This window comes from Pseudomonas azerbaijanorientalis (genome assembly GCF_019139795.1).
In the GTDB taxonomy this organism is placed as follows: Bacteria; Pseudomonadota; Gammaproteobacteria; order Pseudomonadales; family Pseudomonadaceae; genus Aquipseudomonas; species Aquipseudomonas laurylsulfatiphila.
The window spans coordinates 3,435,971-3,450,555 of record NZ_CP077078.1; the positions used below are offsets into that span (position 1 = coordinate 3,435,971).

Genomic DNA, 14,585 nt, shown 5'->3' on the forward strand with positions numbered 1-14,585 from the left:
CATTCAAAGCATTATTCATGCTGTCAAAATCAAAAACCGTGGGTCATCCAGCAATGCTTTTCCTTTGTCTGATTCAACTGATGCCTCTGACAGGCAGGGCTGTTTACCGCACTGCACGCTCCTGAAACGAGCCGGTCCCGCAGTGTAAAGGCGACACACAGCGCGACTTGCGCACGGTCCCCATCTTCGTTCACCTCCCAGTCCAGAATGTACCGAGCCAAATCCGGCCCCTATACTCAGGCCAGTACCGCCTGATCGGAAAATTTCTATGAGCTACACCTTCAAGTTGAAAAATGGCGCCGTGGCGATATTCGACCCGGACAGCGCCATGCTCTCCCTTACAACACCCCATGGAGATGTACAGAATTCCACGCTAGGCAGAGCCGAATCGCGTCTATTGGACCTGCTGCTGATGGAGCCAGGTGTCACTAAAAGCCGCGATGAAATCATCGACTACACCTGGAATGACCGCGTAGTTGCTTCCGGCAGTTTGAATCAAACCGTTTTCTCACTACGAAACATTTTGAATGACAGTCGCGATCACGAGATCCTGATGACTGTTCCTCGCCGGGGATATTGCTTCAACCGGCACTTTATCGTCGAAGCAGCAGCCGACGTACCGGTTCCCTCAGAAGAAGCTGTGCAGCCACCGGCTGCCACGCCTGGACAACGACCGCCGCCGGATGGCGATGAGTCGCTGGCGCCCTCGAGTAAAACCGAAAAATCCACCCGCATTACCAAGGCCCAACTGATCGCTTATATCGTTACCCTGGCAGTCGTTGCCTTGACGGTCTTTCAGTTCGACTTCGAAGCGCCAAAAATTGAAATATCCAGCGTCGACAAGAATGGACTGATCATCCACGCCGTAGGCAATGATCTTGCCGAGGCACAAGCGTTGTTGGAGCTATCGGCCAAACAATCAGAACAGCTTCCCCCCAACCTGAAGGGGCAAGTCTGGATCAACCTGTATAAAACCAACTATTCCGTTTCGTGCATTCGCCCGGATCTAAGCACTGCAAATCTACAATTAAACAGCGCCGAAAAAGACCTCGCCATGATGATTCGTCAATGCTTGGAAGTTACCTTATGAAGTTTGAGATTCCGCAAGCGGCTCACTGGCCGGTTATCGCCTTGATCAATGCACTCTGTATTTTTTCCATTTTTTATTCTCCTTCGCACTACATGGAAAATACCAGCTATCAAACAAAGGCCCGGCAATGGCTGGAAGATCTCAATCAACTCAACACCGAAGAGTATCTCACTATCGGGCATGGTCGACTCACTGGGACAACGCTGGAAAGCCTGAATGGGAAAATCCGCAATGCAACCATCTCGGCAAATATAATCAAAGAAAGCAAAACGCAGGTACAGATCAAAATCAGTAACGTCAAGCTCAGCCAGGACAATGAACTCTTTGCCATTGAAAAGACCCCTGACCTGTTCTTTAGACGCCAATACGTCTTGCAAGAAGGCGCCATTCTGAACTACGAATTGATTCCCACGCAGAATAAAAACGCCGTATGCTTTTACATACATGATCTTGGCCGTTTGCGCTGCATGAATCATTAATTGACTCAGCACTCGCCTGGCACAGGCTCATATCAAAGATCCCCCCCAATAAAAATAACAGTTATTGACTTGAATCAGATGGCGTCCCGGAAAAAAATCCCCCGCCAATAATCTCTGGAATCGAGCCTGCTTGATTCTCGTCCGGGACAATGCCCTACACAGGGGAATCAAGTGAAAACAATGCATTTCCTGCGAAGCAATAAATCGACGACCTTCGGATGCCTGGCGGTTCTATTTCTGTCTGCCCTGCCCTTTTGTTCGTTGGCGAGCGACGAACACTCCGTTGAAAGCACGACCATTGAATATTATGAAATTCAAACAAACCCGGATGACACTCAGAAACTATCGCATCTGAAAATTCATAGTGAGAATGAGTATCATGCGGACGAGCAGGACAGTGATTCAGCCCTCCCTACTCCGCCACAAAGTGATACCGGGATGAGTTACGCCACCTCGCTCATATTACTTTGAACAGCGCGGCATTTGCCGTCGCAAGCGGCGATCGGCCTCTTCTGACGACCTGGTAAATATGAGTTATTGACTTTGGAAGGCGCAGTCGGGGTGAGATTATTTGCAGACCACGTCGTGGCAGAGATACAGCTGACACCAGGTTCTGCCTGAATGAACTGTAAATAAGGGAGTCGCCTCGATGCTACTGAAAAACTTCGTCACCGTGTCGTTTGGTTTATTGCTTTCGCTCAAGGCCATGGCCGACGACAAGGGCATCTACAGCGCAAAATTGACAAGTGTCGAAACCAACAAGAAGGCTCCGGATTCTGTGAAAACTGGCTATCAGGTAAAAACGGGTTACCGTATTGACGACTTTTATTCCTTTACAGCGGCAGCCATTGACCCGATGAAACCCCAGTCGAAAATATTCAGTCCGATGGTTGACCCGCGCAACGTACAGCAGCTGGACGACTCACCATCGCACAGCAATTACGCGTTTTCAGCGGAGCTGGAAATAATCCGCGGGCTCTGACACCCCTCCCGACGCGGCTGTACCTTCATCCGGCATGTGACCGTCATCGCTGCACGGACAGTCATTGCCTGACCCTAATCATTCAACAGGTGAGCTTTCAATTTCATGAGTATCGCACCTCCCGATGAAATCTTTCATTTGTCTACTGCGTTGCCAAGTCAACTGAACAGAACCATAGGCAACTGGGAAATGAGCCTTATCCCGACCGAGCATGAGGCGCGCATCCGGCAACACAAGCTCTTTCACAGCCCTGAACTGCAGTGCAGTCGCCTTGAGTTCGACTCATCCATCACCCTGGTCAGTTCCGTTCCCGCCGGATTCGTCACATTCGCCATCTCGCAGGCCCCGATTGGCCGCCCCGTCGTGAACAATCACAAACTACGGCCTGACGAAATTATCGTACTGCACAGCGACGAATCGGTGCATTACACCTGCGAACCGAATGAAACACTGTTCACCATCACCACAACACTGGAGCACTATGACCGGTGCCGCCAACTTCACCCTGTCAAAGACATACTTGCGAACAGAACAAAACACAGCTACCAGGTTGATAACTTTCAATTCATACAGTCTGCCATTCAAGCCATCAGCGCCTGCTGTGTCGACATCAATGACGCGGCTTCCCCACAGTACGCTCAAGCAGATCGCTCAACGATTGAAACTGCGGTACTTGCGTCTGTATTGCAATCATTGACCCCCGCTGGCGGCTTTAAACGTAAAGTCCCCACCAGACGGAAGGTGGCGATAGAAGCCATCGAGTACATTCATGACAATGTCAAAAAAACGCTCACCATCAAGTCGCTTGTAAGGCAACTTGAGACTACAACCCGCACCCTGCATTTTGGCTTCATCGAGACATTCGGGATGTCGCCAATCGCCTACATCAGAAACTTGAGACTCGCCAGTGCCCGCCGCGACCTGATCAATAAAACATGGCCCACCGTGACGGAAACCGCCATGTTCTGGAACTTTCATCATCTGGGCCGCTTTTCCAAGGCCTATCAGACTGCTTACGGAGAGACCCCGTCAGAAACGGCCAGGCGCAACTCAGCCAGGCCCAGGAATACCACCTCATCCCTATACAACCAGGTCGTTGGCGCGTTTCCATCAACCCCCTGAAAATGAGGATTAATAATTTCCGTTGATTAGCCACGGATGCCGACAATTGCTTGTTTTCCCACTCAAGGAGATAAGCATGCTTCATCGAATAAACACGCTGCCACTCAAGCAAAAAATCATGCTGTGCATGACCGCCTATGTCAGCGGCATCTTATTGGCCTGGGTCATTGACTGGTACTGAAGAGGTTTAACTCGCGACTGCAAGGTGCACAGTGAAATAATGATACCTCGGGGTTTTCGATGATTGCCGTATATAAAGCGTTATCTGCAAGGCACGCAATCACTGTATGTCTGATTGCTGCAGCGGGCTGGGTCGCATGGTTCTGCGCCGCAGGTCTGGCGGAGTCAGTCGTTGCACGGAAGTTGAATAACGTTTATGCCGATCTGCGTGCGGCTCAAGTGGAGCCCAATGCGCAGATCGACAAGGTACTGGAAGCCCTCGGCGATCTTGATCGCTCAGGTCAGGAATGCTCCGTCGAGCAGTATTCACAACTGGCCGACCTGGTCAAAGACCTGCGATTTGTTGATCAAGCGGCAATCCAGTTGCCCAATGGCAAGATCTGCTCCTCCTATGGACAAGAACTGCCGTCGATACTGGCCGGTAATGAGAAGCGCAAGTTCTCCGTTGGAAGGCGAACCTATTGGGTCGATTCCGGCCACGCCGTTTCTGCGGACACCGACTTTATCATCGTGTCAGAACAGTCGACCTACGTCTGGGCAAACAAGAAGATCCTGCTCGACAACTTGAAGTTTCCCGAGGACCTGCAACTGGACCTCATCGGCCCCGGCGGCGCAGTACCCATTGCGTCTACAGGCCTCAAGCCCCTGCAGATGCTGAAACCGTTCCATCTTGAAGAACTGGTTGCCTCGGCAGACAAGGTCCTCATCGCCTTTGCAGGCAACCGAAATGAACTGATCTCGGTCATTTCGCTTCCGTCGAGTTACCTGACAGGTCTCAAATTCAAATTATTCATTGGCCTTGCGTGCCTGTTCGCAGCGCTGCTGTTGCTCGCAAGGTGTTTCCAACGGCATTACACCTCCACTGCCGTACGACTTCGCAAAGCCCTGAAAGCCAACACGCTGGGTGTTCACTATCAGCCGATCGTCAATTTGACGACAGGCTATCTGGTTGGCGCCGAATCACTTTCTCACTGGAGCGACAACGGCACCCCTGTGCCTGCGGACGTGTTCATTGCGGTGGCGGAGAAGTCTGACCTGATCCGCAAACTGACGCGTTCGGTGATTCGACAAGTAGCGGAGGATTACAGCACTTACCTTTGGGCGTGCAAGGATTTCTACATCACGGTCAATCTGTCCGCCCAGGATATTCAGGACCCGGACTTCCCAGACTATGTGGCCAGCGTGCTGGCAACCTACAACATGCCTGTCTCAGCCATGGCCTTTGAAATCACCGAAAGAACCATGCTCGACCAGAAGCCTGCCGCCATGCAATTGCGACGGCTTCGGGCGTGCGGTCATCGCATCGCCGTGGACGACTTCGGTATCGGCTACTCCAACCTCTCGCTCCTCGATTCAGTGCCTTTCGACATTCTGAAAATAGATCGCTCGTTCATCGCCGGCGACAAGATCGCAGCCGAGGATGCCCTGTGGCGACACATTGCCCAGTTGGCCAGGTCGCTAAGACTCAAGGTCGTGGCCGAAGGGGTCGAGACTGCGGAGCAACTGCCGCATCTGGTTTCAGAGGGCGTTCTGTTGGCACAAGGCTGGTTGTTCTCCAAAGCGCTGCCTGTCCAGGCGTTGGCAAGACGCTACTTTCAATGCCCGGCAAACAGCCCGCCTCACGACCCGAAAATATCAATCAATGACTTCTATTAACTCCTCATGGCCCCTCAAATGCTCGCCGAACCCTAACACCTGACAAACCTGTACAAGGACTCCACTACACATGCTACTTCGAAACCTTGGCTTCGCTTCACTGCTATCGCTGCTGTCTTTCCAGGCGCTCGCTGATGACAAAGGTTTGTATCTTGGAGCTGGCGTAAGCAGCATCCAGACCGAAGAATCCCGACTGGACGACGAGGACACCAGCTACAAAGTTTATGCAGGCTATCGCGTCAACAGCTACCTGGCCTTCGAAGGTGCCTACGTCGATCTCGGTCAATTCAAGGACAAGAACATCGATTTCGACGGCAAGTCGGCTCAGGCTGCCGCCCATGTCGGCTTTCCGCTGGGTGATCGGGTGCGGTTGTTCGGCAGTGTCGGTGCCCACGCCTGGGACGCCGACGGTAATGCCACCGACGACGATACCGGGGTTGACCTGACCTACGGTCTCGGCGTGGAATTCGATGTCTTTCGCAACATCGGTGTGCGCGCTGAATACGAAGTGCTGGAGGTCGGAGAGATCGACCTGAATCAGACGACTGCATCCGCCTATATGCTTTTTTAATACCGCTACAAATGAGCGACCGTTCCTCGGTCGCTCATCGCACTTGCCGCAATGCGCGTCCTCGCCCTGTCAGTCCCCTGCCATTACTTCAACGTATCCTTCGACTCTTGCGCCGGCGCCATGTACCACTTGTCCCTGGGCACCCATTTCTCCTGTTGCGGATCACCCAGGTAGTGCGGCGACATGATCTGCACACCGTACTCGTTGAACACATCCTGGATGTTGGCGTGCAGCATGCTCAGCAGCACCGCTCGCGGCCTCGGCTGGCTGGGGATGGCCTGGGCCACCAGCCGGTACTCGGGGTAGAAATCCGACAACGCCGTCTGGAACACCTGCGGCGGTGGGGTTTCGAGGACGCCGGGCGTGCGTCTGGCGGCTTCCAGCAACATCCCTTCGACCTGTCGCCAGGGGGTGTCATAGCCAATGGTGACCACGGTGTCGACCACATAACCGGGGCCTTGTACGACCCGAGAGTAGTTCTTGGTGACGGTGCCTGTGATCATCGAATTGGGCAGGGTCAGCACTTCGCCCAGGCCGGTACGAATGCTGGTGGTGAACATGCCCAGTTCAGTGACCGTCCCTTCGTGCTCGCCAATGCGCACGAATTCACCGGGGCGCAGGGTTCGGGTGTACGTCAGGATCAACCCGGCCGCCGCCTGCCCAACGACACTGGAAGCACCCAGCGAGATCATCAGGCCGACCAGCACCGACAGGCCTTTGAACGCATCGGTTCCGGCACCCGGCAAGTAGGGATAAGCCATGGCCAGGGCAAACAGCCAGATCGCCAGCGACGTCAGGCGCTGGGTGGGCTTCAGGGTTTCGTGGTTCAGCCAGTTGAAGGTGCCGGGCGTGGCCATGCGCTGCAGTATCCGGCGAGAGAAGACGGTCACCCCTCGCGCAATGAAGAAGATCGCCAGCGCCACGCCGAGCCCGGGGATGGCCCCGAGAATCCCTTGAAGCAAATAGTCGGCGACTTCCAGCAGATAGTTGTTAAGGCTTTCACCCCAGGGCCGGGTATAGGGAAAACGCGACAGGACAAACCCCAGCCACTCGTAGGTGAGCAGCAGCACGATGACCCAGCGCAGCACTTCCAGCACGCGGCTGACCAAGGGATAGAGGAAGTTGGCGTCGATCAGCGGCACCCGCCCGACCTTCAGGGCCTGGGTATGCCGATGCATCAGGTCGGGCAGTTTTTTCAGCAATTTGCGCCGTAGAAAAACCATGGCCAGGAGCAGGCCGAGATAGATTCCGGTGGCGAGCAGCGCGGCACCCACCGACCGGAGTATCAAGTGCAGGCTGCGAGCTTCCTGGGTTTCGGCCACCACCTGACGCAGTTTTTCAGCCGCAGCTTCCGCGGCTTGCTGCACCGAGTCGAATTCGGTGGCGTCGAAATCCTTGGGCGTAACGATGAAAGCGCGGCGAGAACCCAGCAGCACCATGTAGTTTGTCATGATCGGGTCGAGGGTAACCTTCAGGTCGTCGGCCTCGTCCAGCGCCTCCCCGATCACCGCTTTCGCCCGTTTGACCCGCGAGGCCGGGGCTTCACCGAGGAGGGTCGCGCGAAACACCATGACACTGCGGTTGGCCACTTTCAGTTCAGCAGGCGCATCAGCCACCTTTGGTGAATCCTCGGCCCACAGCTGCAACGACCAGAACAACCCGAAAACAGTGAACAATACAACGAGCAGCCTGCTCCGCATCTGTCAGATCCCTACTTCACAAATTTCTGGTCGAGTGTACGTACCGCAGCGTAGTCCACCGATGAACGGTTGTCAGATGGGTGCTTCTGTAGGAGCGAGCTTGCTCGCGATAAACCGGAGAACACCGCGGGGCACCTGCCAGCCAGCGTTATCGTTGACGACCATCGCGAGCGAGCTCGCTCCTACCGGGTTTGTATTTTCGCCAGCGGCCAATGCCCTCTGTAGGAGCGAGCTTGCTCGCGATAAACCGGAGAACACCGCGGGGCACCGTTCAGTACCTGATTCAAGGATTGACCTGGTAACCCTTGCCCTGCAAACAGCTGGTGTAAGCCGACGTGGTGTTCGCCTGGGTGGTTTTCGATTGCTCCCGGCGTTCCTGGCGCTGACGTGACGCACCGACCACGGCACCGGCTGCCGCCGTCTCCTTGGCGCGGTTCTGGCGATAGTCCTGTTTGGTGTCATCGTCGACACGATCATAGACCTCGTCACGTTGATTGCCGCGCACCTGGGCCCCAGCGGCGCCGGCGGCGGCCCCCACAGCGGCCCCCTTGATCCGCCCGCCGGAAGGCGTGGAAGCCGTCGAGGTGCTTTGGCTGGCGGCGATGCTGTTGCATTCGTTGATGTCGGCCTGGGTTTGTTGTGAACTTTGCCCTTTCATCGGCACCACCGATTGCGCCCATCCCGGGGCGCTCAAAACCGACAAGGCGAGACATAGGCTGATGGGTGACAATTTTTTCATGATGACCTCCGGATGAACCTGGCTCACCCCCAACAGGAGTTTAGATCAGCCCCCATCAGCCACCCGATTGCTGACCGGCGGTGGGCTCGATCTCCATGACCAGTTGGTCTTCGACCCAACGTACCGGCACGGCCTCCAGTTGTGCGCCTTTACACGGGCCGTCGATGCAGTGCCCGTCGTCGTAACGAAACATCGCGCTGTGATGGGCGCACATCAGGACCTTGCCACGCCAGGTGCAGAACTGCTGCGGATTGAAGTCCAGCGGCACCGAGAAATGCGGGCAGCGGTTGATGTAAACCCACACCTGTGCGCCCTGGCGCACCGCCACCAGCCCTGCGGGATGCAGTTGCTGGTGCTGTGGCAATCCCAACGCCCCGCCGTCGGCGATGTCGTCCAGTCGGCACAAGGTAATGGTGGTCATGGAAAACCGCGCAATTCCGGGTTGCCCAGGCTCCAGTGCCAGGGGCGAATCTGCAGGCTGGCGAACAGCCCCGCCTGGACATAGGGATCGTCGCGCATGAACGCTTCCACCTCCGGCAGGCTGCCCGCCTCGATGACCAGCAACGTCCCCGTCATCGCCGCGCCGGCATCATCAAGGATCGGGCCGCCGAGGCGCACGACGACCCGATGATCCCCTGTCGCACGCAAATGCGCCTGGTGACTGGGCCGCAGACGCTGGCGCAGCGCCTGGCAGTCCAAATGATCAGTGGCAAACACTGCAAAGAACTGACCCATGATTCACGCAGATTCCATGACAAATTCATAACACGCACGCTTGAACGGCACGTCCATACCCAGCCTGGCGGACACATCGTCGTGACAGGTCAAGTCTTCGTAAATCACCTGCAACGACTGTTTCACCCCAAACACTGCATCGGATTGCAGATACGGATCATCGTGGTTGAACAGGTGCGTCACCAATTTGCGATATCCCGGCACATAAATCATGAAATGCAGGTGAGCTGGCCGCCACGCATGGCGGTTGGCGGCATCGAGCATGCGCCCTACCGGGCCATCGGTCGGTATCGGATAGGCCACCGGGACAATGGTGCGAATCGCAAAGCAGCCATCCGCGTCGGTGCGATAGCGCCCGCGCAAGTTGCCGTAAGGCTGTTCGGTGTCCTGCCCGGAATACATGCCGTTTTCGGCGGTCTGCCACACGTCCAGCACCGCGCCGGCCAGGGCATTGCCATGAATGTCGACCACGCGCCCGCGTACCAGCGCCTTCTCCCCTGGTGTGAAGGCCATGTTTTCGCCGAACTCGCGATCCGGCATGCCATCAATGTAGAACGGTCCGAACACTGTCGTTTCAGTGGCGGTTGCGCTGTGGCGATGGTTGATCGCGTCGACCAGCATCGAAACGCCAAGGGTGTCCGACAGCAGAATGAATTCCTGGCGCACCAGGCCGTCACATTTGTGCCCGGTATCGGTCAGAAAGCCAATACCTTCGAACCACTCCTGTTCGGTCAGTTCGACCTCGCTGACAAACCCATGCAGGTGGCGCACCAGGCTTTGCATGATCTGTTTGTAACGCGCATTCGGCGCGTCGTTGAAGCTGTTCACTGCCTGTCGTGAGATCAGTGATTCCATGGATTTGTGTTGATCGGTCATTGTTGTTATTCCGACGAGGATAAGGGTGGCTGGCTGGTCAGGCTGGGGCCTGACCTGTCAGAGCACGGTTGAGCAGCGCCTCAATCGGGCCTTGTTCAAACGGCCGCGGGTTGTAGTAAGGGCTGGCGCAAGCGATCTGCGCGGCTTCGGCCGGGCCGTTGGCCGGGAAGCCGATGTCCGCCAGGGCCAGTGCAATACCCAGTTTCTGATTCAGTGCGTACAACAAGGCACCGACCTCGCTCGCCTCACTCCCACCCAACGCGCGTGCAGCCCGTTGCAAAGGCCCGGCCGCTGCTTCGCGGTTGTAATGCGCGGCGTGGGGCAAGACGATGGCGTGTGCCTGGGCGTGGGGCAGATTGAATGTCCCGCCCAAGGTGTGACAGAGCTTGTGGTGCAAGGCCATGCCGACCGAGCCCAGGCAAATGCCCGCCAACCACGCGCCGTACAGCGCCTGGCTGCGCGCCTCGGGGTCATCGGGATGGTTGACCACACCCGGCAAGGCCTGCGCCAGCGAGCGAATCGACTCTTCGGCCATGAAGCCGATGATCGGGTTGGCATCCTGGGCGTACAGCGCCTCGACCGCGTGGGCCATGGCATTCATGCCCGAACAGGCCGAAATGTGCGCTGGCAGGGTCAGGGTCAATTGCGGGTCGTAGATCACGCTCCTGGGCAAAACCCGCAGATCCCGTCCGGTTTTTTTCAGGCGATTTTCGGTCAGCCCGTAGATCGGCGTCATCTCGGAGCCGGCGTAGGTGGTTGGCACAGCCACTATGGGCAGGCCGGAATCCATCGCGATCGCCTTGCCCAGGCCGATGGTCGAGCCACCGCCAATGGCCACGCAGCAATCGGCATCCAGCCGCGCTGCCTCAAGGCGCGCCGCTTGCGCCACTTCCAGTGGAACGTGCATCACGGCCTTTGTATAGACACCGGCGGCACGATCACCGAGCAACGCCGCGACCTTTTCGCCGAGCCCGTGCTGTTCCGGTGTGGTCAGGATCAACGCACGCCGCGCACCCAGCCGTTCGATTTCCTCGGCCAGCGCCGAGAGCTTGCCCCAGCCGAACACCACACGAGTCGGCAGGCTTTGATAGACAAAGGGATTCATGACTGGCCTCAGCGCTTGTAGTACGGCGGGATGTTGGCGTCGACATTGACCCAGACCGAACGGGCTTCGGTGTAGTCGTGGATCGCTTCGAAGCCCATTTCCCTGCCATAACCGGACTGACCGACACCGCCAAACGGACTGCCCGGATTGACCCGTTTGTAGCAGTTGATCCAGCACATGCCGGCGTGAATCGCGTCGGCCATCTTGTGCGCGCGGCTCAAATTCTGCGTCCACAGGCCGCTGCCCAGCCCGTATTCGGAGCTATTGGCAATCGCCAGGGCTTCTTCGTCAGTGCTGAAACGCACCACGGTCACAAACGGGCCGAACACTTCCTCCTGGCAAACGCGGTCACCGGGCCTGGCCTCGACCACCGTCGGCTCGATGTAAAACCCATTGGCCAACGCCTGGTCATCCGGTGCCTTGCCGCCGGCCAGGACCTTGCCACCCTGCTCGATGGCAATATCGATGTACGCCATCACCCGGTCGCGATGCAGCGCCGAAGTCAGCGGGCCCATTTCGGTGTCCGGGTCCAGCGGATCGCCCAGGCGAATGGACTTGGCCAACGCAATGAAACGCTCGAGGAATTGATCTGCGATGTCTTTGTGCAGAATCAGCCGCGAACCGGCGATGCAGGCCTGGCCCTGGTTGTGAAAGATCGCCCAGGCCGCACCGTTGACCGCCGCGTCCAGGTTGGCGTCCTCGAACACGATGTTCGCGCCCTTGCCGCCCAGTTCCAGCTGGATGCGCTTGAGGTTGCTTTTGGAGGCTTCGACGATCCGACGCCCGGTGGCGGTCGAACCGGTAAAGGCAATCTTGCCCACATCGAGGTGCTCGGCCAGCGCTTGCCCGGCGGTATGGCCGTAACCCGGCACCACGTTGACCACGCCTTTGGGGAAGCCGACTTCGGTCATCAGCTCGACAATGCGCAGGGTCGACAACGGAGTGATTTCCGAAGGCTTGATCACGATGGTGTTGCCCGCCGCCAACGCCGGGCCCATTTTCCAGCTGGTGAACATCAGCGGAAAGTTCCACGGCACGATCTGCCCCACCACGCCAATCGGCTTGCGTTGCACGTAGTTGAGGAACCCCGCTTCGACCGGAATCACCGAACCTTCGATCTTGTCGGCCATACCGCCGAAGTAACGGAAGCACGCCGCTGTGCGCGGTACGTCGAGGCCACGGGAATCGCGGATCGGGTGCCCGGTATTGAGAGATTCGAGCTGCGCCAGTTCTTCACTACACGCTTCGATCCTGTCCGCCAGTTTGAGCAACAGGCGTCCGCGTTCGGCGGCGCCCAGCGCCGACCAGGCCGGGAACGCACGTTTGGCGGCGGCCACGGCGAGATCGATGTCAGCGGCTTCGGCAGCAGCGATGCGGGTGATCAACGAACCGTCATGGGGCGACACGACGTCGATGGTGCCGCCAGCGACGGCATCCACGAAGCGGCCATCGATATAGAGCTGATTTTGCATAATGGTTTCCTCGCACCGCGCGGCTGGCGCAGTGTTTGACGAAGTGATTGCTGAACGCTTTGCCCGGCGCGAAGCCGGGCCGGGCACCAGGTCCTAGAACTCGATCGGATACGGCTTGAGCTCACCGCTTTCGTAGCGTTGCGGCAGGTTTGGCGTGGCGTTTTCCCAGACCATCAGCATCGAGCGTTTGGTCGAGTAGCCTTGGTGACGGATGTCCGCGGGCATGGCGCAGATGTCGCCGGCACGCATGGTGATGCGCGCACGGGGATTGCCGTCGTCCTTGTCGCCGACGTCCCAGATGATTTCGTCGGACATCTGCAAGAACCACTCGATGCGGTCGTTGCCGTGGAACACTGGCAGGATGAACTCCTCGGTGGTCGGGCAGAACAGGCTGGCCTTGCACACCGAGGTCACCGACGGGTTCCAGGTCACGTCGGAGCGCGACAGGTACTTGAACAGGTTGAAGGCATGCAGTTCGCCTTCGAAGCCTTCGGCGGCGTGGACCTCCGGTTCGTCCTGCGGCACATCGATGAACTGGCGGTTGACCGGCAGGTCGTCACGCAGCGGCGAGTCATCCTTAAGGCCCGGCATGCGTTTGGTGGCGATGCGCGAGCGCTCGATGGCTTCGATGTTGTCGCCGTTCTTGCGACCGAATGCGCTGCCGGTTTCTTCCGGGGCGGCAAAGGGGTCGAAGGTGGCATTGGTCCAGTCGCGCAGGATGGCCTTGAAGGTGGCCATGATCAGCGGCGTTTCGAAGTTTTCGGTGTAATTGACCCCGGCCGCCTTGAGCGTGCCGTTGAAGGTGCCGGCGTACAGGTCGACCTTGCCGTAGTAGTTGCGGGTGCCGATGACGTGGTCAAAGTTGACCCAGCCATAGAAAAAGCCCCAGGCCACGTCACGCATCATGGCGCGCAGGAAGGCGTCGACCGGAATCAGGTGCGAGCGGGTCTGGCCCTTGGCCGGCCAGGTGATGCGGGCGAAATACTCGTCTCGCGACAGTTCGAAGGCGCCGAGTTTGAACGAGCGGTAGCCGGTAACGGTATGGGGCGCACTGGCCTGGACTTCATCGTCGGCAAGGTGGGCGGTGTCAACAGCGGCTTCAAGCATGGCCATGGCGGATTTCCTCTTGTTGTTGTGGGGTGGGCGGTCGGGCGTGGCAGATCACTTGAAGCAGATGTCGGCCCATTTCTCGACCGACAACGGGCCTTTGATAGTCTGCTGCAGGATCACACCCGGGCGGCTGGCTTCGAAGCGATAAGCGGTGCCGACCGGCAACAGACACTGATGGCCGCGCTTGAGCAACACATAACCCATCGGTTTTCCGGCAGGTACGTCACCGGCCAGATGCGTGCCCTCGCCGGTTTTCATCGGCGCATCGAGCTTGAGGAAGTCCACGCGAACCTCACCGTCCATGACGATGGCGAATTCGTCGTGTGCTGCGGTGTACCAGGGCGACTGGCCTTCGGCACGGATGGATTCAACGACGTAGCCGAGGTTGAAACCCACCACGACTTTTTCATAAGGGAGGGATTTATCCGCCACTTCGAAAATGTTGGAAAAGGCGTAGTGGCTGGCCTGGCCGCTGATGATTTCAACCGACCCTTTGGTGTAGTTGTCCAGCGAGCCGAAGACCGTTTCGATTGCAGCGCTACTCATGGTTTTCACCGTTTTGTTGTTGTAGTAACAGTGAGCCAACAGTACGTCGCACCCGCTCTGCGAACAATTAGAGGACCGGCGACAACAGTGTTTGCGAAACGCGAACATTGGCGTCATCGCTCAATCGCAATTCTTGTGGGAGCGGGCTTGCTCGCGAAGGCGGAGTTTCAGTCAACACAAATGTCGTCTGATACACCGCCTTCGCGAGCAAGCCCGCTCCCA

Annotated in this window: 16 protein-coding genes; 7 read left to right on the forward strand and 9 right to left on the reverse strand. The window is 57.5% G+C overall.

The genetic code is table 11. The features are described from left to right. The first annotated feature begins 268 nt into the window (after positions 1–268). From KSS91_RS15300 to KSS91_RS15330, 7 genes are all read left to right on the forward strand, one after another. A complete protein-coding gene (locus tag KSS91_RS15300; RefSeq protein ID WP_217835271.1) occupies positions 269–1,090 on the forward strand; it encodes a winged helix-turn-helix domain-containing protein in 822 nt (273 codons plus the stop codon). Then, the gene (locus tag KSS91_RS15305; RefSeq protein ID WP_217835272.1) at positions 1,087–1,569 is read left to right on the forward strand and encodes a hypothetical protein; all 483 of its coding nucleotides are present in this window, start codon (positions 1,087–1,089) and stop codon (positions 1,567–1,569) included. The genes KSS91_RS15300 and KSS91_RS15305 overlap by 4 nt, the downstream gene beginning before the upstream one ends. Positions 1,570–1,749: 180 nt before the next feature. Next, positions 1,750–2,040 (forward strand): hypothetical protein, encoded by a 291-nt coding sequence (locus KSS91_RS15310; protein ID WP_217838428.1) that lies wholly within the window; start codon positions 1,750–1,752, stop codon positions 2,038–2,040. Between the two features lie 178 nt (positions 2,041–2,218). Next, the gene (locus KSS91_RS15315) at positions 2,219–2,551 is read left to right on the forward strand and encodes a hypothetical protein (RefSeq protein WP_217835273.1); all 333 of its coding nucleotides are present in this window, start codon (positions 2,219–2,221) and stop codon (positions 2,549–2,551) included. Between the two features lie 105 nt (positions 2,552–2,656). Continuing rightward, on the forward strand, positions 2,657–3,673 hold the full coding sequence (locus KSS91_RS15320; protein WP_015095229.1) for a helix-turn-helix domain-containing protein: 1,017 nt from the start codon (positions 2,657–2,659) through the stop codon (positions 3,671–3,673). 240 nt (positions 3,674–3,913) lie between these two features. Then, positions 3,914–5,509 carry an EAL domain-containing protein gene (locus KSS91_RS15325; protein ID WP_217835274.1) on the forward strand — a complete coding sequence of 532 codons (1,596 nt, stop codon included), beginning with the start codon at positions 3,914–3,916 and terminating at the stop codon, positions 5,507–5,509. 70 nt (positions 5,510–5,579) lie between these two features. After that, the gene (locus tag KSS91_RS15330; protein ID WP_095966010.1) at positions 5,580–6,080 is read left to right on the forward strand and encodes an outer membrane beta-barrel protein; all 501 of its coding nucleotides are present in this window, start codon (positions 5,580–5,582) and stop codon (positions 6,078–6,080) included. 83 nt (positions 6,081–6,163) lie between these two features. Here KSS91_RS15330 and KSS91_RS15335 read toward each other — a convergent pair whose 3' ends face one another. From KSS91_RS15335 to KSS91_RS15375, 9 genes are all read right to left on the reverse strand, one after another. Then, positions 6,164–7,780 carry a mechanosensitive ion channel family protein gene (locus KSS91_RS15335; RefSeq protein ID WP_217835275.1) on the reverse strand — a complete coding sequence of 539 codons (1,617 nt, stop codon included), beginning with the start codon at positions 7,778–7,780 and terminating at the stop codon, positions 6,164–6,166. Positions 7,781–8,063: 283 nt separating this feature from the next. Then, the gene (locus tag KSS91_RS15340; RefSeq protein WP_015095234.1) at positions 8,064–8,519 is read right to left on the reverse strand and encodes a YMGG-like glycine zipper-containing protein; all 456 of its coding nucleotides are present in this window, start codon (positions 8,517–8,519) and stop codon (positions 8,064–8,066) included. Positions 8,520–8,574: 55 nt separating this feature from the next. Next, on the reverse strand, positions 8,575–8,940 hold the full coding sequence (locus tag KSS91_RS15345) for a Rieske (2Fe-2S) protein (protein ID WP_015095235.1): 366 nt from the start codon (positions 8,938–8,940) through the stop codon (positions 8,575–8,577). Further along, positions 8,937–9,254 carry a YciI family protein gene (locus tag KSS91_RS15350; protein ID WP_015095236.1) on the reverse strand — a complete coding sequence of 106 codons (318 nt, stop codon included), beginning with the start codon at positions 9,252–9,254 and terminating at the stop codon, positions 8,937–8,939. Before KSS91_RS15350 ends, KSS91_RS15345 begins: the two co-directional genes overlap by 4 nt. Before the next feature lie 3 nt (positions 9,255–9,257). Beyond that, positions 9,258–10,130 carry a dioxygenase family protein gene (locus KSS91_RS15355; RefSeq protein ID WP_217835276.1) on the reverse strand — a complete coding sequence of 291 codons (873 nt, stop codon included), beginning with the start codon at positions 10,128–10,130 and terminating at the stop codon, positions 9,258–9,260. A gap of 37 nt (positions 10,131–10,167) precedes the next feature. Beyond that, positions 10,168–11,235, reverse strand: coding sequence for a maleylacetate reductase (locus KSS91_RS15360; protein WP_217835277.1), 1,068 nt, complete (start codon positions 11,233–11,235; stop codon positions 10,168–10,170). 8 nt (positions 11,236–11,243) lie between these two features. After that, positions 11,244–12,707, reverse strand: coding sequence for an aldehyde dehydrogenase family protein (locus KSS91_RS15365; RefSeq protein WP_217835278.1), 1,464 nt, complete (start codon positions 12,705–12,707; stop codon positions 11,244–11,246). A gap of 93 nt (positions 12,708–12,800) precedes the next feature. Further along, on the reverse strand, positions 12,801–13,820 hold the full coding sequence (locus tag KSS91_RS15370) for a hydroquinone dioxygenase large subunit (RefSeq protein WP_015095240.1): 1,020 nt from the start codon (positions 13,818–13,820) through the stop codon (positions 12,801–12,803). 48 nt (positions 13,821–13,868) lie between these two features. Then, positions 13,869–14,363 (reverse strand): cupin domain-containing protein, encoded by a 495-nt coding sequence (locus tag KSS91_RS15375; RefSeq protein WP_217835279.1) that lies wholly within the window; start codon positions 14,361–14,363, stop codon positions 13,869–13,871. Positions 14,364–14,585 lie beyond the last annotated feature (222 nt).

Bases quoted from the DNA above. Each gene is read 5' to 3' on its own strand.
- KSS91_RS15365 (WP_217835278.1), bottom strand. From the start codon at position 12,707: ATGCAAAATCAGCTCTATATCGATGGCCGCTTCGTGGATGCCGTCGCT.
- KSS91_RS15335 (WP_217835275.1), bottom strand. From the start codon at position 7,780: ATGCGGAGCAGGCTGCTCGTTGTATTGTTCACTGTTTTCGGGTTGTTC.
- KSS91_RS15325 (WP_217835274.1), top strand. From the start codon at position 3,914: ATGATTGCCGTATATAAAGCGTTATCTGCAAGGCACGCAATCACTGTA.
- KSS91_RS15305 (WP_217835272.1), top strand. From the start codon at position 1,087: ATGAAGTTTGAGATTCCGCAAGCGGCTCACTGGCCGGTTATCGCCTTG.
- KSS91_RS15300 (WP_217835271.1), top strand. From the start codon at position 269: ATGAGCTACACCTTCAAGTTGAAAAATGGCGCCGTGGCGATATTCGAC.
- KSS91_RS15340 (WP_015095234.1), bottom strand. From the start codon at position 8,519: ATGAAAAAATTGTCACCCATCAGCCTATGTCTCGCCTTGTCGGTTTTG.
- KSS91_RS15310 (WP_217838428.1), top strand. From the start codon at position 1,750: ATGCATTTCCTGCGAAGCAATAAATCGACGACCTTCGGATGCCTGGCG.
- KSS91_RS15360 (WP_217835277.1), bottom strand. From the start codon at position 11,235: ATGAATCCCTTTGTCTATCAAAGCCTGCCGACTCGTGTGGTGTTCGGC.
- KSS91_RS15345 (WP_015095235.1), bottom strand. From the start codon at position 8,940: ATGACCACCATTACCTTGTGCCGACTGGACGACATCGCCGACGGCGGG.
- KSS91_RS15370 (WP_015095240.1), bottom strand. From the start codon at position 13,820: ATGGCCATGCTTGAAGCCGCTGTTGACACCGCCCACCTTGCCGACGAT.
- KSS91_RS15315 (WP_217835273.1), top strand. From the start codon at position 2,219: ATGCTACTGAAAAACTTCGTCACCGTGTCGTTTGGTTTATTGCTTTCG.
- KSS91_RS15375 (WP_217835279.1), bottom strand. From the start codon at position 14,363: ATGAGTAGCGCTGCAATCGAAACGGTCTTCGGCTCGCTGGACAACTAC.
- KSS91_RS15355 (WP_217835276.1), bottom strand. From the start codon at position 10,130: ATGACCGATCAACACAAATCCATGGAATCACTGATCTCACGACAGGCA.
- KSS91_RS15330 (WP_095966010.1), top strand. From the start codon at position 5,580: ATGCTACTTCGAAACCTTGGCTTCGCTTCACTGCTATCGCTGCTGTCT.
- KSS91_RS15350 (WP_015095236.1), bottom strand. From the start codon at position 9,254: ATGGGTCAGTTCTTTGCAGTGTTTGCCACTGATCATTTGGACTGCCAG.
- KSS91_RS15320 (WP_015095229.1), top strand. From the start codon at position 2,657: ATGAGTATCGCACCTCCCGATGAAATCTTTCATTTGTCTACTGCGTTG.